We start from the raw sequence: 23274 nt of genomic DNA, 5'->3' as shown, positions 1-23274 counted from the left end.
GGCTCAGCGGCCCTTCTTCTTCTTGTCCTTCGGCAGATTGCGGCCGAACTGGCGCACGGTCTGCTGGGCCAGGGCCTTGTCGTTGCCCGGGAAGTAATCGCCTTCCCAGCGGGTCACGGTGTCATTCTCGAAGAACACCACGAAGTTCTTCACTTCGGTACGGCCCAGGCGGTTCACGCGCTGGCTGGAGGTGTAGTCCCAGCGCTGGGCGTGGAACGGGTCGGGAATGGACGGGGTGCCCAGCAGCGCGGTGACCTGCTGCTTGCTCTGCCCGACCTGCAGCTTGGCCACGGCATCTTCCCGGATCAGGTTGCCCTGATAGATGGGTTGCTTGTAGATGATGCCGCACCCGGTGGTGGACAGGGCGACGGCGGCGACCAACAGGAGATTGCGCATCGGGACTGGCGGTTGGGGAAATCAAACCGATGATACACTCCCGGCGTGCCACCGCGACCCAATCCGAGGCAGCTGGCGCTAAATCGCCAATGAACGGAGACCTATGGAAACCCACGACCTGCGTAAAGTCGGCCTGAAGGTGACCCATCCGCGGATGCGGATCCTGGCGCTGCTCGAGCAGCGCAATGCCCAGCACCACATGACCGCCGAAGACATCTACCGCCAGCTGCTGGAGCATGGCGACGAGATCGGCCTGGCCACGGTGTACCGGGTGCTGACCCAGTTCGAGGCCGCCGGCCTCGTGCTCAAGCACAATTTCGAGGGCGGCCAGGCCGTTTACGAGCTGGACCGTGGCGGCCACCACGACCACATGGTCGACGTGGACAGTGGCAAGATCATCGAGTTCGAAAGCCACGAGATCGAGGAGCTGCAGCGCAAGATCGCCGCAGACCATGGCTACGAGCTGGAAGAGCACTCGCTGGTGCTGTACGTGCGCAAGAAGCGCAAGTAAGCCGTTCCGGCCAGCTGGATGCGACGAAACCCCGGGCCTGCCCGGGGTTTTTTCGTTGCTTACGGTAGATCCACGCCATGCGTGGATGGCCCCATGAGCACCTCAAGATCGACCGCCTCAGCCATGGCCCGGTTGCCGGCATCACCCGGGTGGAGGTGGTCGCCGGAGTCGTAGGCGGCGGCCATCCGTGAGGGATCGGCCGGGTCGCGCAGCGCCGCGTCCAGGTCGATCACTGCGTCGAACGGGCTGTCCGTGCGCAGCCAGGCATTGATCCGCTGGCGCAGGCCATCCTTGTCCGGGTGGTAGTAGTCGTCCAGTGGCGTGCCGGGCAGGGCGTCGGCAAACGGCGGCAGGGTGGCGCCAATGATCCGCACGCCACGGTGGCGGGCCTGTTCTGCCAGCGTGCGATACCCCGCCTGCAGTTCGGCCAGCGTGGGCCGGGCCTGGTTCCGGGCGAATGCGGTACCTGGCCAGCTGATGTCATTGATGCCGATCAGCACGATCACACTGGATACCGCAGGCTGGTCCAGCGCGTCGCGCCGGAAGCGGACCAGGGCGGATTCACCCATGCCGTCGCGCAGCAGCCGCCCCCCGGAAATGCCGGCGTTCACCACGGCTATGCCCCGCGCTGCCAGGCGCGCGGCCAGATGATCGGTCCAGCGCTGGTCCTGGTCGAGGCTGGCGGTGGCACCGTCGGTGATCGAATCCCCGATCACCACCACGCTGCGCGCGTCGGCGCCGGCCTCGACGTCAATTCCGGTCAGCAGCAGGCGGGCGGTGGTGCTGCTGGCTGCGCTCAGGGCCTGGGCCCGGCTCTGGTCGCCGGGGGCGATCCAACTGGTCTGGCGGCCTTCCCAATGGAACGTCTGAACGGTTGCCGGCCCCGGCACAAAGACGCTGACCTGCACTGCCTGGCGGTCATCCGTGGCCAGCGGGAGCGGATCGCTCAGCTGTTCCTGACCGGGCCCGATCAACACCCCGGGCTGGCCGCCGAAGCTGAGCGGTTGCGGGATGGCGCCCGCGCGTGCGGCCACGCTGGCTGCTCCGATCCGCAGCGGCTGGGTGCCGTAGGCATTGCTCAGCCGCACCCGCAGCCGCGGGCCGCCCAGGCTGATGCGCGCCGTCTGGCGGAAGGTCTGGTCCTGCAGTGTGGCCGGGACCAGGGTCGGGAACAGGAAATCCGCGTTCCAGACCGGCTGCGGGCTGGCCTGCCAGCTGGCGACCCAGTGCGGGGCGGATGCGGCACTGGCGGCGCCGGACACGGCGAGCAGGGCGGTGGCGGTGAGCTGGCTCAAGCGGTTCATCGGGCAGTCCCGAGTGGAGGGACCGCCATGGTGATTCCATGCTTATCTGTGAACTAGACTGCGCATGGACAATCATCTGTGAACTGGATTCATTGCCATGGCGCGACCTGACATCAACCGATCTGGCGAACTGGAAGTGTTCGTGCGCGTGATCGAGACCGGTGGCTTCTCCGCCGCCGCCCGAACGCTGGACATGACCCCGTCGGCGGTCAGCAAGCTGGTGGCCCGGCTGGAGCAACGGCTGGGCACGCGCCTGCTGCAACGCTCCACCCGCCAGCTGCAGCTGACCCCGGAAGGCTGCGCGTTCTACGAGCGTGGCCTGCGCGTGCTGGCCGACCTGGAGGAGGCCGAGCGTTGTGCCAGCGCCCATGCCGAGCCGCGCGGGCGGCTGCGGGTCAACTCCAACGTGCCGTTTGGCCGCCATTTCCTGTTGCCGCTGCTGCCGGCGTTCCTTGAGCGTAACCCGCAGGTGGGCGTGGACCTGACCCTCAACGACGAGGTGATCGACCTGCTGGAGCAGCGCACCGACGTGGCAGTGCGGGCCGGGCCGCTGAAGAGCTCCAGTCTGGTGGCGCGACGGCTGGGCGCGACGCGGATGATGATCGTGGCTGCACCGGCCTACGCGCAGCGGCACGGGCTGCCACGCACTGCCGAGGAGCTGCAGTCGCACAACCGGCTGGACATCGGCCACGCGCGTGCGATGCAGGGGTGGCCGTTGCTGCAGGAGGGGCGCGAGCGGATGCTGCTGCCCAGTGGCAATGCCCGCGCCAGCAACGGCGATGCGCTGCGCCAGCTGGTGCTGGGCGGGCTGGGCATGGCGCGGCTGGCGGCATTCCAGGTGCAGGAGGACATTGCTGTCGGGCGCTTGCTGCCGGTGCTGGAAGAGGCCAATCCCGGCGACCTGGAAGAGGTGCACGCGGTGTTCCTGGGGCAGGGCGGTTACCTGCCGCTGCGGGTGCGCGCGTTCCTCGATTTCCTGGTGGAGAACGTCGACCTGACGCAGCCACGGGGGTAATGCCGGCCGCTGGGGTGAGCTGTGCCACGCTGGTGCGCGGAAGCCGAGCATGGGCTCGGCGCTACACGTCGGTTCGTTCGGGAAATCCTGTAGAGCCGAGCCCGCGCTCGGCTCCGCCGGCCTCAGGCCTGCAGCAGCTTGCGGGCGGCGGCGCGCGCTTCCTTGCTCACTTCCACGCCGCCGAGCATGCGCGCCAGCTCTTCCTCGCGCGCCTTGTTGTCCAGCTTTTCCACTGCGCTCTGGGTCATGCCTTCCACTGGGGCCTTGCTGACCCGGTAATGGGCATGGCCCTTGGAAGCGACCTGCGGCAGGTGGGTCACGCACAGTACCTGGCGCTTCTCGCCGAGCGCGCGCAGCTTCTGGCCGACGATGTCAGCCACCGCGCCGCCGATGCCGGAGTCGACCTCGTCAAACACCATGGTTGGCACTGCATCCAGGTCCAGCGCGGCCACTTCAATGGCCAGCGAGATGCGTGACAGTTCACCGCCCGAGGCCACCTTGCGCAGGGCGCGCGGCGGCTGGCCGGCGTTGGCCGCCACCAGGAACTCGACGCGCTCGGCACCCTGCGGGTCGGGCTTGCCGCTGTCCTGTGGCTCCAGTTCGATCAGGAACTGGCCGCCGCCCATGCCGAGCTCGGCGATGATGCCGGTGGTGGTGGCCGACAGTTCGGCAGCGGCGCTGCGGCGGCTGGCGGTCAGCACTTCAGCCCGCACGCGCCAAGCGGCGGCGGCCTTGTCGATCTCGCCGGCCAGGCGCTGCAGGCGCTCGTCGGCGCCACGCAGCTGCTCCACTTCGGCATGCATGCGCTCGCGCTGCGCGCCCAGTTCGTCCATCGGCACGCGGTGCTTGCGGGCCAGGTCGTGCAGGCGGCCGAGGCGGCGCTCGTTCTCCTCGAACTGTTCCGGGTCGGCATCCAGATCGTCGTGCACGCGATCAAGCAGCGACAGGGCTTCGTGCAGCTGGATCGAGGCGTTCTCGATCAGGCCGTCCACTTCGCCCAGGCGCGGGTCGTGCTCGACCAGCCGCGACAGCTCGTGGCGCACCTGCTGCAGCAGGTCCAGCGCAGAGCTGCCGTCATCGCCGTTGAGCTGGTTGCTGGCCGCCTGGCAGGCGCTCAGCAGGGCGCTGGCGTGGGCCTGGCGACGGTGGCTGGCGCCAAGCGCGGCAATCGATTCCGGTTCCAGGTCCTCGCGGTCCAGTTCGCGCAGCTGGTGCTCCAGGAAGCCGATCCGGTCACTGACGTCGCCCTGTTGCGACAACGCCAGCGATTCATCGACCAGTGCCTGCCAGGCCGCGGCGGCGTGGCGCACCTGGCGGCGCTCGTTCTCGTTGCCGGCATAGGCATCCAGCAGGGCCAGCTGCGACGGGCGCGCCAGCAGCGCCTGCTGTTCATGCTGGCCGTGGATCTCCACCAGCAGCGAGGCCAGGTCGCCCAGCTGTGCCAGCGTCACCGGGCGGCCATTGATCCAGGCCCGCGAGCCGCCGTCGGCGCGGATCACGCGGCGCAGCTGGCATTGGTCCTCGTCGTCCAGCTCGTTGTCGGCCAGCCACTGGCGGGCGGCCTGCAGCTGCTCCAGCGCGAACTCGGCGGAAAGCTCGGCGCGTGCGGCGCCATGGCGGACCACGCCGCTGTCGGCGCGCAGGCCGGACAGGAAGCCCAGTGCGTCGACCATCAGTGACTTGCCGGCGCCAGTCTCGCCTGAAACCACGGTCATGCCCGGCCCGAACTCCAGTTCGGTGGCGCGGACGACGGCGAAATCCTTGATCGAAAGATGTCTGAGCATGGGTAAGGGGGTGTCAGCAGCCGCGCAACGCTAGCACGCGGGCGCGGGAGGTCCAATGACTTGCCAAGGCGATGCGCCGCCATTATCTAGTGTCCGTGTCTCACAGGTTGATTCCATGCACGGTTCTCCCGACCAGCTTGCCCCGCGTGCGCGCCACCTGCTGCGCACGCTGATCGCGCGATACATCCAGGACGGCGAGCCGGTCGGCTCGCAGACGCTGGCGCGCGTGGCCGGCCTGGAGGTCAGCCCGGCCACCATCCGCAACATCCTGGGCGACCTGGAGGATCTGGGCCTGCTGGCCTCGCCACATACCTCGGCCGGCCGCGTCCCGACCGCGCATGGCTATCGGGTGTTCGTCGACAGCCTGCTGCAGATGCAGCCGCCGGGCGAGGGCGAGCTGGCCCGGTTGCGCCAGGAGCTGGCCGGCGGCGGCAGTACCCAGGCCCTGCTCGGCAGCGCCTCGGAGCTGCTGTCGGCGATGAGCCACTTCGTCGGCGTGGTCAGCGCACCGCGGCGCGAGCAGTTCGCCTTCCGCCAGATCGATTTCGTGGCGCTGGACGGGCGCCGGGTGCTGGCGATCCTGGTATTTGCCGACAACGAGGTGCAGAACCGGGTGATCGAGACCCGGCAGGAGTTTGCGCCGGGGCAGCTGGAGCAGGTCGCCAACTACCTCAATGCGCATTTCGCCGGCCTGCCGATGGCCGAGATCCGTACCCGCCTGCTGCTGGAGCTGCGCGACGCCCGGTCCGAACTGGAGCAGTTGCTGGCCCACAGCATCGAACTGGCCGAGCAGGCCCTGCAGCCGGCGGCCGACGACATGCTGGTGGCCGGGCAGACCCGCTTGATGGGCGTGCAGGACCTGTCCGACCTGGAGCGCCTGCGCGAACTGTTCGAGCTGTTCTCCAGCAAGCGCGAGATCCTGCAGCTGCTGGAGCGGACCATCCAGGCGCCGGGGGTGCGCATCTTCATCGGCGAAGAGACCGGAATGATGCCGCTGCAGGGCGTCTCGCTGGTCACCGCCCCGTATACCGCCAATGGCCAGGTGCTGGGCGTGCTGGGCGTGATCGGTCCCAAGCGGATGGCCTACGACCGGGTGATCCCGCTGGTCCAGGCCACCGCCGATGTGCTTGGCGCGGCCTTTTCGCCGGCCGGACGCACGCCGGGAACATCCGACGCTTGAAACGCAGCATCCCGCCCACACTAGGGTGGGTGGAGGCGGAGAGTGACCGCCAGGGACCCAGACATGAACCACGAACATCCAGATATCGAATCCCAGCAGAGTGCCGCCGATGCGGCTGCCACCGCCGGCGTCAACGACGAAGTCGAGCGTCTGCGCGCCGAAGTCGAGCAGGTCAAGGCCGATGCGCTGCGTGAGCGCGCCGACCTGGAAAACCAGCGCAAGCGCGTTGCCCGTGACATCGAGCAGGCCCGCAAGTTCGCCAACGAGAAGCTGCTGGGCGAGCTGTTGCCGGTGTTCGACAGCCTGGATGCCGGCCTGAAGGCCGCCGGCGACGACCCGCACCCGCTGCGCGAAGGCCTGGAGCTGACCTACAAGCAGCTGCTGAAGGTCGCTGCCGACAACGGCCTGGTCCTGCTGGACCCGATCGGCCAGCCGTTCAACCCGGAGCACCACCAGGCCATCAGCCAGGCGCCGACCCCGGGCGCTGCCCCGGGCAGCGTGGTGACCGTGTTCCAGAAGGGCTACCTGCTCAACGAGCGCCTGCTGCGGCCGGCGCTGGTGGTGGTGGCCGCCGACTGACCCTGCCGGGCCGGGCGGCGGGAATGACCTGCGACCCGGCCCGACGCTGAACGCGCCGGGCGACCGGAAACACAGCGTTCGGGAGGTGGCTTGAATGTTCCACGGGCCTCCCCCACATCGTATTCATCCACCGGCCGAACGGCCGGACTGACCCCAACAAGCATCCTCAGGAGTCTCCCCCATGGGCAAGATCATTGGTATCGACCTCGGCACCACCAACTCGTGCGTGGCGATCATGGACGGCGGCAAGGCCCGCGTCATCGAGAATTCGGAAGGCGATCGCACCACCCCGTCGATCGTCGCCTACACCAAGGACGGCGAAGTCCTGGTCGGTGCCTCGGCCAAGCGCCAGGCCGTGACCAACCCGAAGAACACCTTCTACGCGGTGAAGCGCCTGATCGGCCGCAAGTTCACCGACGGTGAGGTGCAGAAGGACATTGCCCACGTCCCGTACAGCATCCTCGCCCATGACAATGGCGATGCCTGGGTCGCCACCAGCGACGGCAAGAAGATGGCCCCGCAGGAAATCTCGGCCAAGGTGCTGGAGAAGATGAAGAAGACCGCCGAGGACTTCCTCGGTGAGAAGGTCACCGAAGCGGTCATCACCGTGCCGGCCTACTTCAACGACAGCCAGCGCCAGGCGACCAAGGACGCCGGTCGCATCGCCGGCCTGGACGTCAAGCGCATCATCAACGAGCCGACCGCGGCTGCGCTGGCCTACGGCCTGGACAAGGGCGATAACAAGGATCGCAAGATCGTGGTGTACGACCTGGGCGGCGGCACCTTCGACGTCTCGGTGATCGAGATCGCCAATGTCGACGGCGAGAAGCAGTTCGAAGTGCTGGCCACCAACGGCGACACCTTCCTGGGTGGCGAAGACTTCGACAACCGCGTCATCGAGTACCTGGTTGAAGAATTCAACAAGGACCAGGGCATCGACCTGCGCAAGGATCCGCTGGCCCTGCAGCGCCTGAAGGATGCTGCCGAGCGCGCCAAGATCGAGCTGTCCAGCGCCCAGCAGACCGAAGTGAACCTGCCGTACGTCACCGCTGACGCGTCGGGTCCGAAGCACCTGAACATCAAGCTGACCCGCGCCAAGCTGGAAGCACTGGTGGACGACCTGATCAAGAAGTCGATCGAGCCGTGCCGCGTCGCCCTGAACGATGCCGGCCTGCGTTCGAGCGACATCAGCGAAGTGATCCTGGTCGGCGGCCAGACCCGCATGCCGAAGGTGCAGCAGGCGGTGACCGAGTTCTTCGGCAAGGAACCGCGCAAGGACGTCAACCCGGACGAAGCCGTGGCACTGGGTGCGGCGATCCAGGGCGGCGTGCTGGGCGGCGACGTCAAGGACGTGCTGCTGCTGGACGTGACCCCGCTGTCGCTGGGTATCGAAACCATGGGTGGCGTGTTCACCAAGATCATCGAGAAGAACACCACCATCCCGACCAAGGCCTCGCAGGTGTTCTCCACCGCCGAGGACAACCAGTCGGCCGTGACCGTGCACGTGCTGCAGGGTGAGCGCGAACAGGCCCGCTTCAACAAGTCGCTGGCCAAGTTCGACCTGTCCGGCATCGAGCCGGCCCCGCGCGGTCTGCCGCAGGTTGAAGTGTCCTTCGACATCGACGCCAACGGCATCCTGCACGTGTCGGCCAAGGACAAGAAGACCAACAAGGAACAGAAGGTCGAGATCAAGGCCGGTTCGGGCCTGTCCGAGGAGGAGATCGCGCGCATGGTCGCCGACGCGGAAGCCAACCGCGAAGAAGACAAGAAGTTCCAGGAACTGGTGCAGGCCCGCAACCAGGCCGACGCCCTGATCCACGGCACCCGCAGCGCCATCACCGAGCACGGCAGCAAGGTCGGCGGCGATGTCATCGGCAAGGTCGAGGCGGCGCTGGCCGACCTGGAAACCGCGATGAAGGGCGACGACAAGGCACAGATCGAAGCCAAGTCGAAGGCACTGGAAGAAGCTGGCCAGTCGCTGTTCGCCGCTGCTTCGGCCGACCAGGGCGGTGCCCCGGGGGCCGACGCCGGCAATGCCGGCAAGGCGCAGGATGACGTGGTCGACGCTGAGTTCACCGAAGTCAAGGACGACAAGAAGTCCTGATCCGGACCGACGCGGGACGCTGGCCACCAGCGTCCCGTTGTCGCATCAGGGTCCTGACCGCCCACCGGCGTGTCGGGGCGCCCGACGCAAGAGCGGACCTGGTTCCGCTCTTCCGCTTTGACGAATCCCGACTTTCCGGAACCCGATTCACGATATGAGCAAGCGCGATTACTACGAAGTGCTGGGCGTTGCCCGCACCGCCACCGACGACGAGCTGAAGAAGGCGTACCGTCGCTGCGCGATGAAGTTCCACCCGGACCGCAACCCGGGTGATGCAGCGGCCGAGGCCTCCTTCAAGGAGTGCAAGGAAGCCTACGAAGTGCTGTCCGACGGCAACAAGCGCCGCATGTACGACAGCCACGGCCACGCCGCGTTCGAGCACGGCATGGGCGGCGGCGGTCCGGGTGGTCCGGACATGAACGATATCTTCGGCGATATCTTCGGCAACATCTTTGGCGGCGGCGGCGGTGGCCCGCGCCAGGCCCGTCGCGGCGCCGATATCGGCTACGTGATGGAGCTGGACCTGGAAGAAGCCGTGCGCGGCGTCGAGCGCCGCATCGAGATTCCGACCCTGGCCGAGTGCAGCGACTGCGATGGCAGTGGCTCCGAGGACGGCAAGGTCGAGACCTGCAATGTGTGCCATGGCCGCGGCCAGGTGCGCATCCAGCGCGGCATCTTCGCCATGCAGCAGGCCTGCCACAACTGCGGCGGCCGAGGCCAGATCATCGCCAAGCCCTGCAAGACCTGCCACGGCAACGGCCGCGTCGAGGAAGACAAGGTGCTGTCGGTGAAGGTGCCGGCGGGCGTCGATACCGGTGACCGCATCCGCCTGCAGGGCGAGGGTGAAGCCGGGCCGGCCGGTACGCCGCCGGGCGACCTGTACGTGGAAGTGCGCGTGCGCGAGCATGCGATCTTCCAGCGCGATGGCGACGACCTGCACTGCGAAGTGCCGATCCGCATCTCGCAGGCGGCACTGGGTGACACCGTGCGCGTGGCTACCCTCGGCGGCGAAGCGGAGATCCGCATTCCGGCCGAGACCCAGACTGGCAAGCTGTTCCGCCTGCGCGGCAAGGGTGTGCGTTCGGTGCGCAGCCGCAGCGAAGGCGACCTGTATTGCCGCGTGGTGGTGGAGACGCCGGTCAACCTCACCACCGAACAGCGCAAGCTGCTGGAGCAGTTCGAAGCCACCTTCGTCGGCGAGGAAGCGCGCAAGCATTCGCCGAAGTCGGCCACCTTCATCGACGGCGTGAAAGGCTTCTGGGACCGGATGACGTCCTGAGTTTTTCAACCGGAGCGTTGAGCGGAAGCGCCGGGCCATGCCCGGCGTTCTCGTTTGCGATCCGCGATGGTTTCCGCCGGGCATGCGCCGCGATGGTGGATCCACGCCATGCGTGGATGTCGTTACCGGAAAAACGCCGCAGGTGTCTGCCCCAGCTGGCGCTTGAACATGCTGGTGAACGCGCTGGGGCTGTCGTAGCCCGTCGCCAGCGCGACATCGATGACCTTGTCGCCGACCGCCAGCCGTTCCATCGCGGCCAGCAGCCGTGCCTGCTGCCGCCACTGGCCGAAGGTCATGCCCAGCTCGTTGGCGAAATGCCGCTGGATGGTTTTCACGTCCACCTCCAGCGCCTGCGCCCAGTCCTGCAGCGTGGCGTCATCGCCCGGGTGCTTCTGCAGGTGCAGGCAGATCCGCTGCAGGCGCGGGTCGGTTGGCGCGGGCAGGTGCAACGGCAGCACGTCCATGCGGTGCAGCTCATCCAGCAGCAGGCGGACCACGCGGCCATCGCGGCTGTCCTCGATGTGCTCGCCCTTGACCAACGTGGCGGCCTGCAGCAGCTCGCGCAGCAGGGGCGAGACCTGCACCGCGAACGGTTCGGCGGGCAACTGCGGGGCGAACGACGGGTCGATGTACAGGCTGCGCATGTGCACGGCGGCGATGCAGTCCACCGCATGCACCATCCCGGCCGGCATCCAGATCGCGCGGTTCGAGGGCACCACCCAGCGGCCGACTTCCGAGCGCACCACCATCAGGCCGGAGATGGCGTAGACCAGCTGGTGGCGCTGGTGCTTGTGCCCCGGAATGTGGGTACCTACCGGGTACTGGGTAACCCGATAGGTGACCGGGCGATGCAGTGGAACCTCCCGCCAGGGCGCGGCCGGATCGACGTCACTGGCAATGTCCTTTTTGCGATAGGGCATGACCTGAACGCGGCAGAAGGGAGGGAAGGGCAACCGTAGCATGCGGGGCTCGCCCCCAACCTGACTGCGTCCATGTCGACCCTGGCTTCTCCCGCAACGACCTCACGCCCGGCGGCCCCCGGCGTGCTGGCCGCCATTTCCACCTCGCACGTCGTCAACGACATGATGCAGTCGCTGATCCTGGCCATCTATCCGGTGATCAAGGGCGGCTTCAATCTCAGCTTCACCCAGATCGGCCTGATCACGTTGACCTACCAGCTCACTGCGTCGATCTTCCAGCCGTTGATCGGTGTCGCCACCGACCGCCGCCCGGCACCGTATTCGCTGCCGATCGGCATGGCTTCGACCCTGTGCGGGATGCTGTTGCTCGGCTTCGCACCGAACTACGCGATGGTGCTGCTGGCAGCGGCAATGGTCGGCATCGGCTCAGCGATCTTCCATCCGGAGGCCTCGCGCATCGCGCGGCTCGCCTCGGGCGGCCGTCATGGCTTCGCGCAGTCGGTGTTCCAGGTGGGGGGCAATTTCGGTACCGCGTTGGGCCCCCTGATTGCGGCCGCAGTGATTGTGCCGTATGGCCAGCACGCCGCGTCGTGGTTCGCAGGCGCGGCCCTGATCGGCATCGCATTGCTGACCTATGTTGGCCGCTGGTACGCGTTGCATCTGGGCGCGCCGCGCCCAGCCAGTACCGCCTCGATGGCGCCGCGCCATCCACCACGCACGGTGGCCAAGGTGCTGGCGATCCTGCTGGTGCTGATCTTCAGCAAGTACTTCTACATGGCCAGCATCGGCAGCTACTTCACCTTCTACCTGATCCACCATTTCGGCATTCCGGTGGCGCAGGCGCAGCTGCACCTGTTCGCGTTCCTGGTGGCGTCCGCCGCTGGCGGCTTCCTCGGCGGCCCGTTGGGTGACCGGATCGGCCGCAAGCCGATCATCTGGACCTCGATCCTCGGCGTGGCGCCGTTCGCGCTGATGCTGCCGCATGCCGACCTGTTGTGGACGACGGTGCTCGCGGTGCTGATCGGCTTCGTGCTGTCTTCGGCGTTCTCGGCGATCGTGGTCTATGCGCAGGAGATGATGCCGCACCGCATCGGCATGGTGTCCGGCCTGTTCTTCGGTTTCGCGTTCGGTATGGGCGGGCTGGGTGCTGCCGTGCTCGGCCTGCTGGCGGACAAGACCAGCATTGAGTACGTCTACCAGCTGACCGCGTTCCTGCCGCTACTTGGCATCGTGGCGGCGTGGCTGCCGCCGTCGCGGCCTGCTGCTCACTGAGGGGGTTTGGTTTGCAGTGCTTGCAGCCCTGCACCCGCAGAGGCAACGGCAACCGCCGAAGCGCGCTATCCGTGGATTGGCGGGGTGGGTCCGGTTGCGGGGGACGCCGTGAATACGTCCCTGTAGGCTGGGTCGCGCCATCCATGGCGCTCACGCCCCCGCAACCGGACCCACCCCGCCTTCGACAGTTTCCTGCGATTTGTCGGAACGGTGTACTGCTCTGGTAGGTGTCGAGCTTGGTCGACACGGTAGACCCATGCCATGCGTGGATGAATTCATTCGATATCTGACAGATGTGTCGACCAAGGTCGACACCCACCAACAGCCGCAGTTACCAACAGCCGCGTGAACCTGTCGAAGGTGGGGCGGTGTCGGAGTGCGGGGTGTCAGCCGCATGGATGCGGCTGCCAAGCCTACAGGGACGTACTTGCGGCGTCCCCGCATTCCGACACCGCCCCGCCACCCCACGGATAGCTCGCTTTTGCCGTTGCCGTTGCTTGCAGCTTCGGCAGGTGCAGGGCTGCAAGCCCTGCTGAAAACCCCCTTGGGCGTAGAATGCGACCATGAGCGAATCCCTTGATAACCACCTGGTCCACGGCCGCCGCCAGCGGCCCGACGGCCCGTCGCCGATCGATGTCATCTCGGTCCAGTCGCAACTTGTCTACGGCCACGCCGGCAACAGCGCTGCCGTACCGCCGATGCGCGCGCTTGGCGTGCGTGTGGCAAGCATTCCGACGGTGCTTCTCAGCAACGCGCCGTTCTACGACACCACGCGTGGCCGCGTGCTGCCGGCCGACTGGTTCGCCGACCTGCTGCTGGGCACCCACGAACGCGGCCTGCCGCAGCGGGCGAAGATGCTGGTCTCCGGCTACTTCGGCAGCACCGCCAACGGTGCCGCCTTCGCAGACTGGCTGGACGACATCCTGCCGGGCTGCCCGCAGCTGCGCTATTGCCTGGACCCGGTGATTGGCGACACGCACACCGGCCCCTACGTGGAACCCGGGCTGGAAGCGATCTTCGCCGAGCGCCTGCTGCCGCATGCCTGGCTGGTGACGCCGAACGCTTTCGAACTGAATCGCCTGACCGGCATGCCGGCGCTGGCCGAGGCCGATGCCCTCGCCGCCGCGCGCACGCTGCTGGATCGCGGCCCGCATTGGGTGATCGCGCACAGCGTGGGCGGCACCCCGGGTGAACTGGTGACCCTGGCCGTCGGCCGCGAGGAAACCTGGCGCTGGACCTCGCCGCTGCTGCCGGTGGACGTGGCGGGTACCGGCGATGTGCTGATGTCGCTGGTGGTGTCGTTCCTGCTGCGCGGCGAATCGATGCAGCAGGCGATTTCGCGTGCGATTGCCGGCACCCATGCGGCGCTGGAGGCGACCCTGGACAACGGCTTCGAGGAATTCGACGTGGTCGCCGCCGCGCCGGCGGCGCTGGCCGAAGGAATGCGCTTCCGCGCCGAACGCGTGGCATGAGCGGCCTGGACCCACGCACGCCGCGCACGGTCGGCATCGTCGGCAGCGCTGGCGCCTACGGGCGCTGGCTGACCCGCTTCTTCCAGCAGCACCTGCAGCTGCAGGTGATCGGCCACGATCCGGCCGACCCAGGTTCGCACACGCCGGAACACCTGCTGGCGCAGGCCGATGTGCTGGTGTTCTCGGCACCGATCCGGCACACCCCGGCGTTGATCGCCGAGTACGTGCGGCAATCGGCGGGCCGCGAGCAGGGCAGGCTGTGGCTGGATGTGACCTCGGTAAAGGAGGCGCCGGTGCAGGCGATGCTGGCGTCGCAGGCCGAAGTGGTCGGCCTGCACCCGATGACCGCGCCACCCAAGGCGCCGACCCTGAAGGGGCGGGTGATGGTGGTCTGCGAAGCGCGGCTGCAGCTCTGGCAGGCGTGGGTCGATACGCTGTGCGCCGCGCTGCAGGCCGAGTGCGTGCGGGCCACGCCGCAGCACCACGACCAGATGATGGCGCTGGTGCAGGCGATGGTGCATGCCACCCATCTGGCCCAGGCCGGCGTGTTGCGCCAGTACCAGCCGCAGCTGGGCGATCTGGCTGCGATGATGCCGTACCGTTCGGCATCGTTCGAGCTGGATACGGCGATCATTTCGCGCATCCTGTCGCTCAACCCGGCGATCTACGAAGACATCCAGTTCGGCAACCCGTATGTGGCGCCGATGCTGGAGCGGCTGGTGGGCCAGCTGCAGGCCCTGCAGGCGCAGGTCGGGCAGGGCGACGACCGTGCACGTGGTGCCTTCCGCGAGCAGCTCCTGTCGGCCAATCGCAGCGCTTTCGGTGAGCAGGCGCTGGCGGACGGCAACTATACGTTCGAACGCGTGGGCTATCTGCTGGCTGACCTGACCGAGCGCAATGCGCTGTCGGTGCACCTGCCGGAAGACCGGCCCGGGTCGCTGCGTGAGCTGCTGAATGTATTCGAGCAGCATCGCATCAGCCTGGCCTCGATCCATTCCTCACGTACGCCCGGCGGCGAAGTGCACTTCCGCATCGGGTTCATCGCCGGCAGTGATCCGGCCGCGATCACCCGGGCGGCCGCGGAAGTGGATGCCAGCGGCATCGGGCGGGTGCTCGGCTGACCACATTCATCCACAGGTGGTGTGGATGGATCCTGAGCAAATGTGTGGATAACCTCGCTCAGCCCTTGCTGGCAAAGGCTGTCAAGATACCTGGCGAAAAATTGGCCACGCTTCTTTGTAGGGTCGAGCCATGCTCGACTGCTTTTGGCGACAAGCGTGTCGACCCAGGTCGACACCTACCAGAGCGGAGGATGGAGATCCGGTAGCGCGAGCGCGGAGCAGTACGAATGCGGTAGCGCCGGGCCATGCCCGGCGAACCTCAAATCGTCAACCGCAGTTCACCACCACTGGTGGTGAACTCGCGTCCATTGCGCACCAGCTGGCGCCCGTCATCCAGCTCATAGCGCGGCGTGGCTTCGGAGTGGTGCCCGCTGCCGTTCGCCTCGGGCTTGAATTCGATGATGATGTGGCTTTCGCCATTACTGTCGACGGCGGGGAACTGACGGAACGACATCGCGTACCTCCTTCAGCGGATGCTGCGGGTGCGCGGCCAGCTTGGTCTTGCCGATGTTAGCCGGCCGTCATCAATCGATGAACTGCAGTCGTGCCAGTTCAGCGTACAGTCCGCCTTCGGCCAGCAGCTGCGCATGGGTACCTTCGGCGACGATACGGCCCTGGTCCATCACCACGATGCGGTCGGCCTTGAGCACGGTGGCCAGGCGGTGGGCGATGACCAGCGTGGTGCGACCGGCCATCAGCCGCTCAAGTGCCTGCTGCACGCCATGCTCGCTCTGCGCATCCAGCGCGCTGGTGGCTTCGTCCAGCAGCAGGATCGGCGCATTCTTCAGCAACGCACGGGCGATCGCCACGCGCTGTTGCTGGCCACCGGACAGGCGCGCACCGCGTTCGCCCAGCTCACTGTCGTAGCCTTGCGGCAATGCCCGCAGGAAGCCATCGGCCTCTGCTGCACGTGCGGCGTCCTCGACCTCGGCGTCGCTGGCCTGCAGCCTGCCGTAGCGGATGTTGTCGCGTGCACTGGCTGCGAACAGCGTCGGCTGCTGCGGTACCAGTGCCAGCTGCGCGCGCAGCTCGGCCGGATCGACCTGGCGCACGTCGATGCCATCCACGCAGATGCGGCCGCTGGCCGGATCGTGGAAGCGCAGCAGCATCGACAGCACCGTGCTCTTGCCTGCGCCCGATGGGCCGACCAGGGCCACGGTCTCACCCGGACGCACATGCAGATTGAAGTGGTCCAGCGCGGCCTGATCCGGGCGCTGCGGGTAGTGGAACACCACGTCGTCGAACTGGATTTCGCCGCGTAGCGGTTGTGGCAGTGCGTGCGGCTGCGCCGGCGCACGGATCTCGATGTCTTCCTGCAGCAGCTCGCCGATACGGCCCATGCCACCGGCCGCACGCTGCAGCTCGTTCCACACTTCGGCCAGGGCGCCCACCGAGCCGCCGCCGATCAGCGCGTACAACACGAACTGGCCCAGCGTGCCGGCACTGAGGCGGCCGTCGATGACATCGTGCGCGCCCAGCCACAGCACGCCAACGATGGCGCCAAATACCAGCAGGATGGCGCTGGCGGTAACCAGCGATTGCGCACCGATGCGCCGGCGTGCGGCACTGATGGCATCGCCCAGCGCCTTGTCAAAGCGCCCGCGCTCATAGGGCTCGCGCGCATGCGCCTGCACCGTGCGCACGGCGCCCAGCGTCTCGCTGGCCAGGCTGTTGGCATCGGCGATGCGGTCCTGGCTGCTGCGCGCAACCGTGCGCAGCTTGCGCGCGCCGATGATGATCGGCAGCACCGCCAGCGGGATGCCGAGCAGTGACCACGCGGCCAGCCGCGGGCTGGTGACGAACAGCATCGCCAGGCTGCCGACCACGGTGACGCTGCTGCGCAGGGCGACTGACATGGTCGAGCCGACCACGCTGCGCAGCAGTTCGCTGTCGGCGGTCAGGCGCGAGACCAGTTCGCCGCTGCGGCTGCGGTCGTGGAAACCGGCGCCGAGCTGGATCAGGTGTGCGTACAGGCGGCTGCGCAGGTCGGCGACGACCTTCTCGCCCAGCAGCGACACGAAGAAGAACCGTGCGGCCGTCGCCAGCGCCAGCACCACCGCCACCAGCATCAGCAGGGCGAAGGCACGGTTGATCTGGCCACCGCTGGTGAAGCCGTGGTCGATCATCTGCTTCACGGCGGGGGGCAGGCTCAGCGTGGCGGCCGAAGAGACCGCCAGGGCCAGCAGCCAGGCGGTGAACAACCCGCTATGGCGGCGCACGAACGGCCACAACGTCCGCAGGCTGCCGAGGCGGCGCAGCGGCGGGGTCGAGGCAGGGGCGTCGTCCTTGTCAGTCATCCTGGGTGTCGTCTTGTATGCGGATACGGTCACGGGTGGCGTCGCGCAGGCGGATTTTCAATGCATCGACCTGATCGGCCGGCAATTCGGCCCGCAGGCACACGCCGTTGGCATCGAACCGTTCATCGAGCTTCCCGGCGCCGAAGGCGGGCAGGGTGGCGTGCAGGGTGCCCAGGTCCTCGAAGCCGGCCAGCAGCTGCAGCCGGGCCATCGCCACCAGGGGCAGGCGGGGGGCGGTGCGCAGGCACTCGGCGGCAGCGCCACCGTAGGCGCGCACCAGTCCACCGGCGCCCAGCTTGATGCCGCCGAACCAGCGCGTCACCACCACCATCACGCGGTCGAACCCCTGGCCATCGATCGCCGCCAGGATCGGTCGTCCGGCCGTTCCGGCGGGCTCGCCGTCGTCGCTGGAGCGGTAGTCCTGGCCGTACCGGTAGGCCCAGCAGTTGTGGGTGGCATCGGCCACCGCGACCTGCTGCAGGAACGCCATGGCCGCTGCGGCGCCTTCGATCGGCGCGGCATGGGCGATGAAACGGCTGTGTTTGACTTCCAGCGTGTGGCTGACCGGCTGGGCGAGAGTATCGAGCATTCCCGCCATTCTACGGGGTTGCCGGGTATTCCCGTCCGCTTCAGTCGTCCAGCAGTGGGCGCAGGTCGCGCGGCAGGCGGGCTTCCGGATACTGCTGCACGTAGCGCTCCAGGCTGGCGCGGGCCACATCGCGCTGGCCGTCGTCGCGTCGCGCGCGGATTTTCTGCAGCCACTGCCGGCGCGGCAGTCGCGCGTCGGCGTCCACCTCGGCCTGCACGGCATCCGCGCTCAGGCCCGCATCGCTGCCGCGGCGCATGATGCCCGGTGCGGAACGGCTGGGCGCCTCACGCTTCATCGAGGTGATCTCCACCCGATCCAGCGCCTGCGCCCGCTCGGCCGAGGCCTCGGCGGCATTGGCTGCCGAGGCCTCGGCCGTGCGTGCTTTCATTGCCCCGGACGCTGCAGGCGCGAATGCCGGTGCGGGTGCCGAGTAGGCGGTCGGTGCAGGTGGCGCTGGCGGTGCTGCAGCCGGAGCGGGCGGGAGCGTCGCAAAGGAGGTGTCGGCGGCCGCATCCGCAGCCTTGGATCGTGCGGCCTGGGCTGGCACTTCAGCGGTCTTGGCCGGCGCAGGCTTGTGCGCACGCGCGATGGCCGGTGCCGGGGCAGCGGAAACAGGGGCGGACTCGGGTGCTGCCGGCGCAGCGGCTGGTTCCGCAACCGCCACTGCGCTGTGGGCCGAACCACTTCCAGCGGCCTGATCGGCAGCCGCGACGTCTTCTGCCGCAGCCGGTGCTGCGGCAACAGCAGTCTCGCCCGCCGGAACCGGCGGCGGTTCAGGACGCAGCTGCCAGGCGATGCCGATGGCGAACACCATCGAAGCGGCGATGCCGAACACCGCTGGCCAACGCGGGCCTGTGCGCTGCTTGCGCGGCGCCTCGGGAGAGGCGGCAACATCGGTACCCGGAACGTCCACGGCGGCACGCGCCGCAGCCAGGATGGCGGCGTCCAGTGCGGCCGGTGGTGCCTGCTCGGCGCGACGGCCGAGCAGCCGGGCCAGCTCGCGTTCTTCCGGCGTCAGCGGTTCGTCTCGGTTCATGCGTTCAATCCCGCACGCAGCTTGTCCATCGCATAGCGCAGCCGCGATTTCACGGTTTCCCGGCCTACGCCGGTGATCTGGCCGATCTCCTCCAGGCTCAGTTCCTGATCCAGCCGCAGTTGCAGCACTTCGCGCTGCTCCGGCGGCAATTGCTCCATCGCCAGCTGGATGTGGCGACGTTGTTCGAATTCGGAAAGTTCGGCTTCCGGGGTCTGCCCGTCCTCGATCGCGGCCAGGCGCAGGTCGGCGTCGGCCGGCGCGGCAGGGCGATGGCGGGCGGCGCGCCAATGGTCGTTCAGGCGGTTGTGGGCGATGCGGAACAGCCAGGTGCTGAACGCCGCTTCGGGCTGCCACCCGGCACGGGCGCTGATCACCCGCTGCCAGACGTCCTGGAAGATCTCCTCGGCCAGCGCGTTGTCGCGCAGTTGGCGCAGCAGGAAGCCGAACAGTCGTTTGCGATGGCGCGCATACAGGCTTTCGAACGCGTGCAGGTCGCCGCCGGCCCAGGCCAGCATCAAGGCTTCATCGGTTGGCAGTGCGCTGGCTTCCACGGCGTACAGGGTAAGGCCTGCAGGCGATGGCGCATAGCCGGTGGCAGGGGCGGGCAGGGCGAGGGTCATGGCTCGGAAGGGGCTGCGGACGGCAGGAAAAACGTACGGGCGCACGATTCGGGGTTTACGGGCTTCCATTGCCCCCCGGGTGGCGCGCTATGCTCGTCGGCTCAGGGGAGGCGACGCATAGACGGCGCCAAGAGATTGTCATTTGTCCACGCATGCTGAACCGGCGGAAGAGCCACCACACGAGGCCGTGCTGAGCACGGCGCTGGTGCGCGCGTTGCATGCGCTTTTGCCGGAAACGGCTGTGGTCCGCGTCGGCTGGGACGACCCGCAGCTCGGGCGTGGTCAGGACGGGTGGCCGGCCGACGGGGCGGCAGGCGCGTTCACTGCGCCGGGCATCGGCGACGGCTGCCATGGCTGGAAACATGACGGTGCACGCCTGCAGCTGTCGGTGGAAGGCGCCGTGCCTTCCGCGGCGTGGTGGGGGCTGGCCCGTCAGGCCATGGAGCTGGCACTGCAGCGTGGCCGCCAGGCCGGGCAGATCAAGGCGCTGGAAGAGGCTGAACGGTTGCAGCAGGCGCTGTTCCAGATCGCCGATCTGGCCGGCGCCGATCTGGAGATGTCGGAGATGCTGCGTCACGTGCACGGCGTGCTCGGCACGCTGATGTATGCGGAGAACTGCTACATCGTTGAATACGATGATGTGCGTGACCAGATCCGCTTCCTGTACTTCGCCGACCAGGTCGACGATTTCGTCGCCGACCCGTCGCAGAGCCATGACGCCGCCGAGATGCCGCGCAGCCTGACCGTCGCGCTGCTGCGCCACGGCAAGCCGCTCAGCGGACCCTCGCGCGAACTTCTGGCACGCGTGGTCGAGCAGGAGCACGACCCGCAGCGTGGCCCCGAGAGCCTGGACTGGCTGGGTGTGCCGATGCTGCGCGATGGCCGGGTATGCGGCGCAATCGTGGTGCAGAGCTATGAGCTGGCGGCCCGTTATGGCGAGGCCGAGCGGGCGTTGCTGGGCTTTGTCGCGCAGCACGTGCAGACTGCGATGGACCGGCGCCAGGCGCAGGTCCGGCTGGAGCAACAGGTGGAGCGGCGCACGCTGGAACTGCAGCGTGCCAACCGCAGCCTGCAGGATGAAGTGGCGGAGCGCCGGCGCGCCGAGCAACTGCAGACCGCGCTGTACAACATTGCCGAAATGGCGATGTCGGCCGACAGCCTGGCCCAGTTCTACGGGCAGGTGCATGGCGTGGTCGGGCGCCTGCTCGATGCGCGCAACTTCTATATCGCGCTGGTGAACGGAAGCGGCAACGGCCTGGACTTCGTCTATTCGGTGGACGAGCACAATGCCAGCCGTGCACCTCGTCCGTTCAGTCGCGGCCTGACCGAATACGTGGTGCGCAACCGGCGGCCCCTACTGGCCTCACGCGCCCAGATCGATGCGCTGCTGGCCAGTGGCGAGGTGCGTGAATCCGGCGCGCGCTCGCATTGCTGGCTGGGCGTGCCGCTGCTGCGCGATGACGAGGTGGTCGGTGCGATCGTGGTGCAGAGTTACAGCGAGAACAGTACGTTCAGCGTGCACGATCAGCGGCTGCTGACGTTCGTTGCGCAGAACATCGGAACCGGCTTGGCGCGCCAGCGCGACCAGCAACGGCTGCGTTTGGCGCATGCCGAACTGGAAAAGCGCGTGGAGGAACGCACGCGTGAGCTGGCCGAGGTCAACGAGAAGCTGCTCGGCCAGATCGGCGAGCGCCTGCGGGCCGAGCAACGCCTGACCCATCAGGCCATGCACGATGCGCTGACCGGCCTGCCCAACCGGCTGCACCTGCTCGATCGCCTGCAGGATGCGCTGGCGCTGGCCAAGCGCGAGGGTGGGCCGGTGTTCGCCGTGCTGTTCCTCGACCTGGATCGCTTCAAGCTGGTCAACGACAGTATCGGCCACGCCGCGGGTGACCGCATGCTGGTGGAGGTGGCCAAGCGCATCGTATCGATGGCCGGTGCCGATGATGTGGTGGCACGGCTGGGTGGTGATGAATTCGCGGTACTGCTGCAATGCCCGCAGGGCCTGGCACAGGCGCTGGATTTCGGCCAGCGCTTGTTGCTGGCATTGCAGGAATCGATATGGATCGCCGGCCGCGAGTTGTTCCCGTCCGGCAGCCTGGGCATCGCGTTGTGGAATCCGCGCTACCGTACCGGCGAGGAACTGCTGCGTGATGCGGATGCGGCGATGTACCGGGCCAAGGCACAGGGCCATGACCGCTGCGCGATCTTCGACGAGGACATGCGTGAACAGGCCATGCGCAGCCTCGACCTGGAAGCCGATCTGCGCCGCGCGATCAACAACCGTGATTTCGTTCCGTTCTTCCAGCCGATCGTGCGCCTGTCCGATGGCGAAGTGGTGGGACATGAGGCATTGCTCCGCTGGCAGCACGAGCGTCGTGGCCTGCTGTTGCCCGGCGCGTTCCTGGAGCTCGGAGAGGAAAGCGGCCTGATCGAACAGGTCGACTGGCTGATCTACGAGCAGGTCATCGCGCGCCTGGCCGAAGGTGGGCAGAGCTATGTCTCGGTGAACGTTTCGCCGCGCCATTTCCGCTCGGCCGAGTTCAGCGGCCGCCTGTTCGGCCTGCTCGACGCGTGTGGCGCCGATCCGCGCCGGCTGCGGCTGGAGATTACCGAGGTCGCGCTGCTGGACGATGCGCCGCACACGCTGCGCATCCTGCAGGGCCTGCGCGAGCGTGGCATCCAGGTGCAGCTGGACGACTTTGGTACCGGCTTCTCTGCGCTGTCCTACCTGCACCGATTCCCGATCAGTACATTGAAGATCGACCAGAGTTTCATCGCCGGCCTGCACGGGCCGGAAGTGCAGAGCACGCGCGCGCTGGTCGAAGGCGTGCTGTCACTGGCCCGCACCCTGGGCATCGAAACCATTGGCGAAGGCATCGAGACCGAGGCGCAGCGGCAGACACTGCGCGAACTCGGTTGCGACTATGGCCAGGGCTACCTGCTGGGCCGTCCCGCACCGTGGGCGCGGACGCTGGCGTGAGCCACCGCGACGGTTCACTTCAGCGCAGAGCCGAGCGACGTTTCTCGTCGATCCACTTCGAGGCCTGCGCCGGCTGGTAGTTCTGCATCCACACCAGCATTTCCTCGATGTCTGAGCCGTACCAGAGGTCCTGGCGCTGGTCCGGATGCAGGAAACGCTCTTCCACCATGCGGTCGATCATGCCGATCAGCGGCGCGTAGAAACCTTCCACATCCAGGAACGCGCACGGCTTGTTGCCGATGCCCAGCTGGCGCCAGGTCAGCATCTCGAAGATCTCTTCCATGGTGCCGAAGCCACCGGGCAGGGCAACGAAGCCATCGGCGAGGTCGAACATGCGCGACTTGCGCTCATGCATCGAGCCGACGATCTCCAGTTCGGTCAGGCCGCGGTGGGCCACTTCCCAGTCGGCCAGCTGGCGCGGGATCACGCCTGTCACCTCGCCGCCAGCGGCGAGCACGGCGTTGGCCACGGTGCCCATCAGGCCAACGTTGCCGCCGCCATACACCAGGCGCAGGCCATCGCGGGCGATGCGATCACCCAGGGCAATGGCGCGTTCGGTGTAGGCCGGCTTGCTGCCAGCGTTGGAACCACAGTACACACAGATCGATTTCATGGATCTTCTGTCTCTTGACCGGAAACGAAAACGCCCCGTCACCGACCGCAAGGCGGTCAGAGACGGGGTGTCCTTGGATTATGAGCCCTTCTGTAGAGCCGGGCCATGCTCGGCTGCTCTTCGTTCAGATCGCGGCAAAGGCCAGCCGAGAATGGGCCATGCCGGTCGTCCTGACCGGCACCCTTCGGGCCGTCGCCAG

At 67.6% G+C, this 23274-nt stretch carries 20 protein-coding genes; 10 read left to right on the top strand and 10 right to left on the bottom strand.

Going from position 1 to position 23274, the window contains the following annotated elements:
- Positions 1-3: 3 nt before the first annotated feature.
- Entirely contained in the window at positions 4-396 is a 393-nt protein-coding gene (bamE, locus tag AB839_RS00845; RefSeq protein ID WP_005409234.1) for an outer membrane protein assembly factor BamE, read from the bottom strand.
- A 103-nt stretch (positions 397-499) separates the two neighbouring features.
- On the opposite strand from bamE, the gene fur reads away from it, so the two are divergent.
- On the top strand, positions 500-907 hold the full coding sequence (gene fur / locus AB839_RS00840; RefSeq protein WP_005409235.1) for a ferric iron uptake transcriptional regulator: 408 nt from the start codon (positions 500-502) through the stop codon (positions 905-907).
- A 59-nt stretch (positions 908-966) separates the two neighbouring features.
- Here fur and AB839_RS00835 read toward each other — a convergent pair whose 3' ends face one another.
- Positions 967-2211 carry an SGNH/GDSL hydrolase family protein gene (locus AB839_RS00835; protein ID WP_061477939.1) on the bottom strand — a complete coding sequence of 415 codons (1245 nt, stop codon included), beginning with the start codon at positions 2209-2211 and terminating at the stop codon, positions 967-969.
- A gap of 97 nt (positions 2212-2308) precedes the next feature.
- Between AB839_RS00835 and AB839_RS00830 the strand changes: the two genes are divergently transcribed.
- A complete protein-coding gene (locus tag AB839_RS00830; protein ID WP_061477938.1) occupies positions 2309-3226 on the top strand; it encodes a LysR family transcriptional regulator in 918 nt (305 codons plus the stop codon).
- Between the two features lie 122 nt (positions 3227-3348).
- Here the strand turns inward: AB839_RS00830 and recN are convergent, their stop codons facing one another.
- The gene (gene recN / locus AB839_RS00825) at positions 3349-5010 is read right to left on the bottom strand and encodes a DNA repair protein RecN (protein WP_061477937.1); all 1662 of its coding nucleotides are present in this window, start codon (positions 5008-5010) and stop codon (positions 3349-3351) included.
- A gap of 115 nt (positions 5011-5125) precedes the next feature.
- Between recN and hrcA the strand changes: the two genes are divergently transcribed.
- The 4 genes from hrcA (at position 5126) to dnaJ (ending at position 10152) form a co-directional block, all read left to right on the top strand.
- A complete protein-coding gene (hrcA, locus tag AB839_RS00820; RefSeq protein WP_005416180.1) occupies positions 5126-6190 on the top strand; it encodes a heat-inducible transcriptional repressor HrcA in 1065 nt (354 codons plus the stop codon).
- A 63-nt stretch (positions 6191-6253) separates the two neighbouring features.
- Positions 6254-6769: a nucleotide exchange factor GrpE gene (grpE, locus tag AB839_RS00815; RefSeq protein ID WP_061477936.1), complete on the top strand. Its 516-nt coding sequence runs from the start codon at positions 6254-6256 to the stop codon at positions 6767-6769.
- Positions 6770-6950: 181 nt separating this feature from the next.
- A complete protein-coding gene (dnaK, locus tag AB839_RS00810) occupies positions 6951-8873 on the top strand; it encodes a molecular chaperone DnaK (RefSeq protein WP_005416183.1) in 1923 nt (640 codons plus the stop codon).
- A 154-nt stretch (positions 8874-9027) separates the two neighbouring features.
- On the top strand, positions 9028-10152 hold the full coding sequence (gene dnaJ, locus AB839_RS00805) for a molecular chaperone DnaJ (protein WP_061477935.1): 1125 nt from the start codon (positions 9028-9030) through the stop codon (positions 10150-10152).
- Positions 10153-10274: 122 nt separating this feature from the next.
- Here dnaJ and AB839_RS00800 read toward each other — a convergent pair whose 3' ends face one another.
- The gene (locus AB839_RS00800; RefSeq protein ID WP_061477934.1) at positions 10275-11072 is read right to left on the bottom strand and encodes a helix-turn-helix transcriptional regulator; all 798 of its coding nucleotides are present in this window, start codon (positions 11070-11072) and stop codon (positions 10275-10277) included.
- Positions 11073-11144: 72 nt separating this feature from the next.
- Between AB839_RS00800 and AB839_RS00795 the strand changes: the two genes are divergently transcribed.
- The 3 genes from AB839_RS00795 to AB839_RS00785 all read left to right on the top strand — a co-directional run bounded on the left by AB839_RS00795 (position 11145) and on the right by AB839_RS00785 (position 14937).
- Positions 11145-12344, top strand: coding sequence for an MFS transporter (locus tag AB839_RS00795; protein ID WP_061477933.1), 1200 nt, complete (start codon positions 11145-11147; stop codon positions 12342-12344).
- Positions 12345-12907: 563 nt separating this feature from the next.
- Positions 12908-13816: a pyridoxal kinase gene (gene pdxY / locus AB839_RS00790; RefSeq protein WP_061477932.1), complete on the top strand. Its 909-nt coding sequence runs from the start codon at positions 12908-12910 to the stop codon at positions 13814-13816.
- Complete coding sequence (locus AB839_RS00785) at positions 13813-14937, top strand: prephenate dehydrogenase (protein WP_061477931.1); 1125 nt, start codon at positions 13813-13815, stop codon at positions 14935-14937. Before pdxY ends, AB839_RS00785 begins: the two co-directional genes overlap by 4 nt.
- A 259-nt stretch (positions 14938-15196) precedes the next feature.
- On the opposite strand, the gene AB839_RS00780 is transcribed toward AB839_RS00785, so the two are convergent.
- The 5 genes from AB839_RS00780 to AB839_RS00760 all read right to left on the bottom strand — a co-directional run bounded on the left by AB839_RS00780 (position 15197) and on the right by AB839_RS00760 (position 19374).
- Positions 15197-15391: a hypothetical protein gene (locus tag AB839_RS00780; RefSeq protein ID WP_005416191.1), complete on the bottom strand. Its 195-nt coding sequence runs from the start codon at positions 15389-15391 to the stop codon at positions 15197-15199.
- 70 nt (positions 15392-15461) lie between these two features.
- On the bottom strand, positions 15462-17234 hold the full coding sequence (locus AB839_RS00775) for an ABC transporter transmembrane domain-containing protein (protein WP_061477930.1): 1773 nt from the start codon (positions 17232-17234) through the stop codon (positions 15462-15464).
- Entirely contained in the window at positions 17227-17823 is a 597-nt protein-coding gene (locus tag AB839_RS00770; protein ID WP_061477929.1) for a YigZ family protein, read from the bottom strand. The genes AB839_RS00775 and AB839_RS00770 overlap by 8 nt, the downstream gene beginning before the upstream one ends.
- 40 nt (positions 17824-17863) lie before the next feature.
- Positions 17864-18859: a hypothetical protein gene (locus AB839_RS00765; protein WP_061477928.1), complete on the bottom strand. Its 996-nt coding sequence runs from the start codon at positions 18857-18859 to the stop codon at positions 17864-17866.
- A complete protein-coding gene (locus AB839_RS00760; protein ID WP_231352748.1) occupies positions 18856-19374 on the bottom strand; it encodes an RNA polymerase sigma factor in 519 nt (172 codons plus the stop codon). The genes AB839_RS00765 and AB839_RS00760 overlap by 4 nt, the downstream gene beginning before the upstream one ends.
- A 247-nt stretch (positions 19375-19621) precedes the next feature.
- On the opposite strand from AB839_RS00760, the gene AB839_RS00755 reads away from it, so the two are divergent.
- Positions 19622-22462 (top strand): EAL domain-containing protein, encoded by a 2841-nt coding sequence (locus tag AB839_RS00755; RefSeq protein ID WP_061477927.1) that lies wholly within the window; start codon positions 19622-19624, stop codon positions 22460-22462.
- A gap of 19 nt (positions 22463-22481) precedes the next feature.
- On the opposite strand, the gene AB839_RS00750 is transcribed toward AB839_RS00755, so the two are convergent.
- Complete coding sequence (locus tag AB839_RS00750) at positions 22482-23075, bottom strand: TIGR00730 family Rossman fold protein (RefSeq protein ID WP_005416197.1); 594 nt, start codon at positions 23073-23075, stop codon at positions 22482-22484.
- Positions 23076-23274: the final 199 nt, after the last annotated feature.

It is taken from the genome of Stenotrophomonas sp. DDT-1 (genome assembly GCF_001580555.1).
Classification (GTDB): Bacteria; Pseudomonadota; Gammaproteobacteria; order Xanthomonadales; family Xanthomonadaceae; genus Stenotrophomonas; species Stenotrophomonas sepilia.
Note: the sequence above shows the minus strand (reverse complement) of the source record. Positions and strands in the feature narration are given on the sequence as shown.

What these genes read in the sequence shown, in the direction of transcription:
- bamE (WP_005409234.1), bottom strand. Translation starts at nt 396, where the DNA reads ATGCGCAATCTCCTGTTGGTCGCCGCCGTCGCCCTGTCCACCACCGGG.
- fur (WP_005409235.1), top strand. Translation starts at nt 500, where the DNA reads ATGGAAACCCACGACCTGCGTAAAGTCGGCCTGAAGGTGACCCATCCG.
- AB839_RS00835 (WP_061477939.1), bottom strand. Translation starts at nt 2,211, where the DNA reads ATGAACCGCTTGAGCCAGCTCACCGCCACCGCCCTGCTCGCCGTGTCC.
- AB839_RS00830 (WP_061477938.1), top strand. Translation starts at nt 2,309, where the DNA reads ATGGCGCGACCTGACATCAACCGATCTGGCGAACTGGAAGTGTTCGTG.
- recN (WP_061477937.1), bottom strand. Translation starts at nt 5,010, where the DNA reads ATGCTCAGACATCTTTCGATCAAGGATTTCGCCGTCGTCCGCGCCACC.
- hrcA (WP_005416180.1), top strand. Translation starts at nt 5,126, where the DNA reads ATGCACGGTTCTCCCGACCAGCTTGCCCCGCGTGCGCGCCACCTGCTG.
- grpE (WP_061477936.1), top strand. Translation starts at nt 6,254, where the DNA reads ATGAACCACGAACATCCAGATATCGAATCCCAGCAGAGTGCCGCCGAT.
- dnaK (WP_005416183.1), top strand. Translation starts at nt 6,951, where the DNA reads ATGGGCAAGATCATTGGTATCGACCTCGGCACCACCAACTCGTGCGTG.
- dnaJ (WP_061477935.1), top strand. Translation starts at nt 9,028, where the DNA reads ATGAGCAAGCGCGATTACTACGAAGTGCTGGGCGTTGCCCGCACCGCC.
- AB839_RS00800 (WP_061477934.1), bottom strand. Translation starts at nt 11,072, where the DNA reads ATGCCCTATCGCAAAAAGGACATTGCCAGTGACGTCGATCCGGCCGCG.
- AB839_RS00795 (WP_061477933.1), top strand. Translation starts at nt 11,145, where the DNA reads ATGTCGACCCTGGCTTCTCCCGCAACGACCTCACGCCCGGCGGCCCCC.
- pdxY (WP_061477932.1), top strand. Translation starts at nt 12,908, where the DNA reads ATGAGCGAATCCCTTGATAACCACCTGGTCCACGGCCGCCGCCAGCGG.
- AB839_RS00785 (WP_061477931.1), top strand. Translation starts at nt 13,813, where the DNA reads ATGAGCGGCCTGGACCCACGCACGCCGCGCACGGTCGGCATCGTCGGC.
- AB839_RS00780 (WP_005416191.1), bottom strand. Translation starts at nt 15,391, where the DNA reads ATGTCGTTCCGTCAGTTCCCCGCCGTCGACAGTAATGGCGAAAGCCAC.
- AB839_RS00775 (WP_061477930.1), bottom strand. Translation starts at nt 17,234, where the DNA reads ATGACTGACAAGGACGACGCCCCTGCCTCGACCCCGCCGCTGCGCCGC.
- AB839_RS00770 (WP_061477929.1), bottom strand. Translation starts at nt 17,823, where the DNA reads ATGCTCGATACTCTCGCCCAGCCGGTCAGCCACACGCTGGAAGTCAAA.
- AB839_RS00765 (WP_061477928.1), bottom strand. Translation starts at nt 18,859, where the DNA reads ATGAACCGAGACGAACCGCTGACGCCGGAAGAACGCGAGCTGGCCCGG.
- AB839_RS00760 (WP_231352748.1), bottom strand. Translation starts at nt 19,374, where the DNA reads ATGCTGGCCTGGGCCGGCGGCGACCTGCACGCGTTCGAAAGCCTGTAT.
- AB839_RS00750 (WP_005416197.1), bottom strand. Translation starts at nt 23,075, where the DNA reads ATGAAATCGATCTGTGTGTACTGTGGTTCCAACGCTGGCAGCAAGCCG.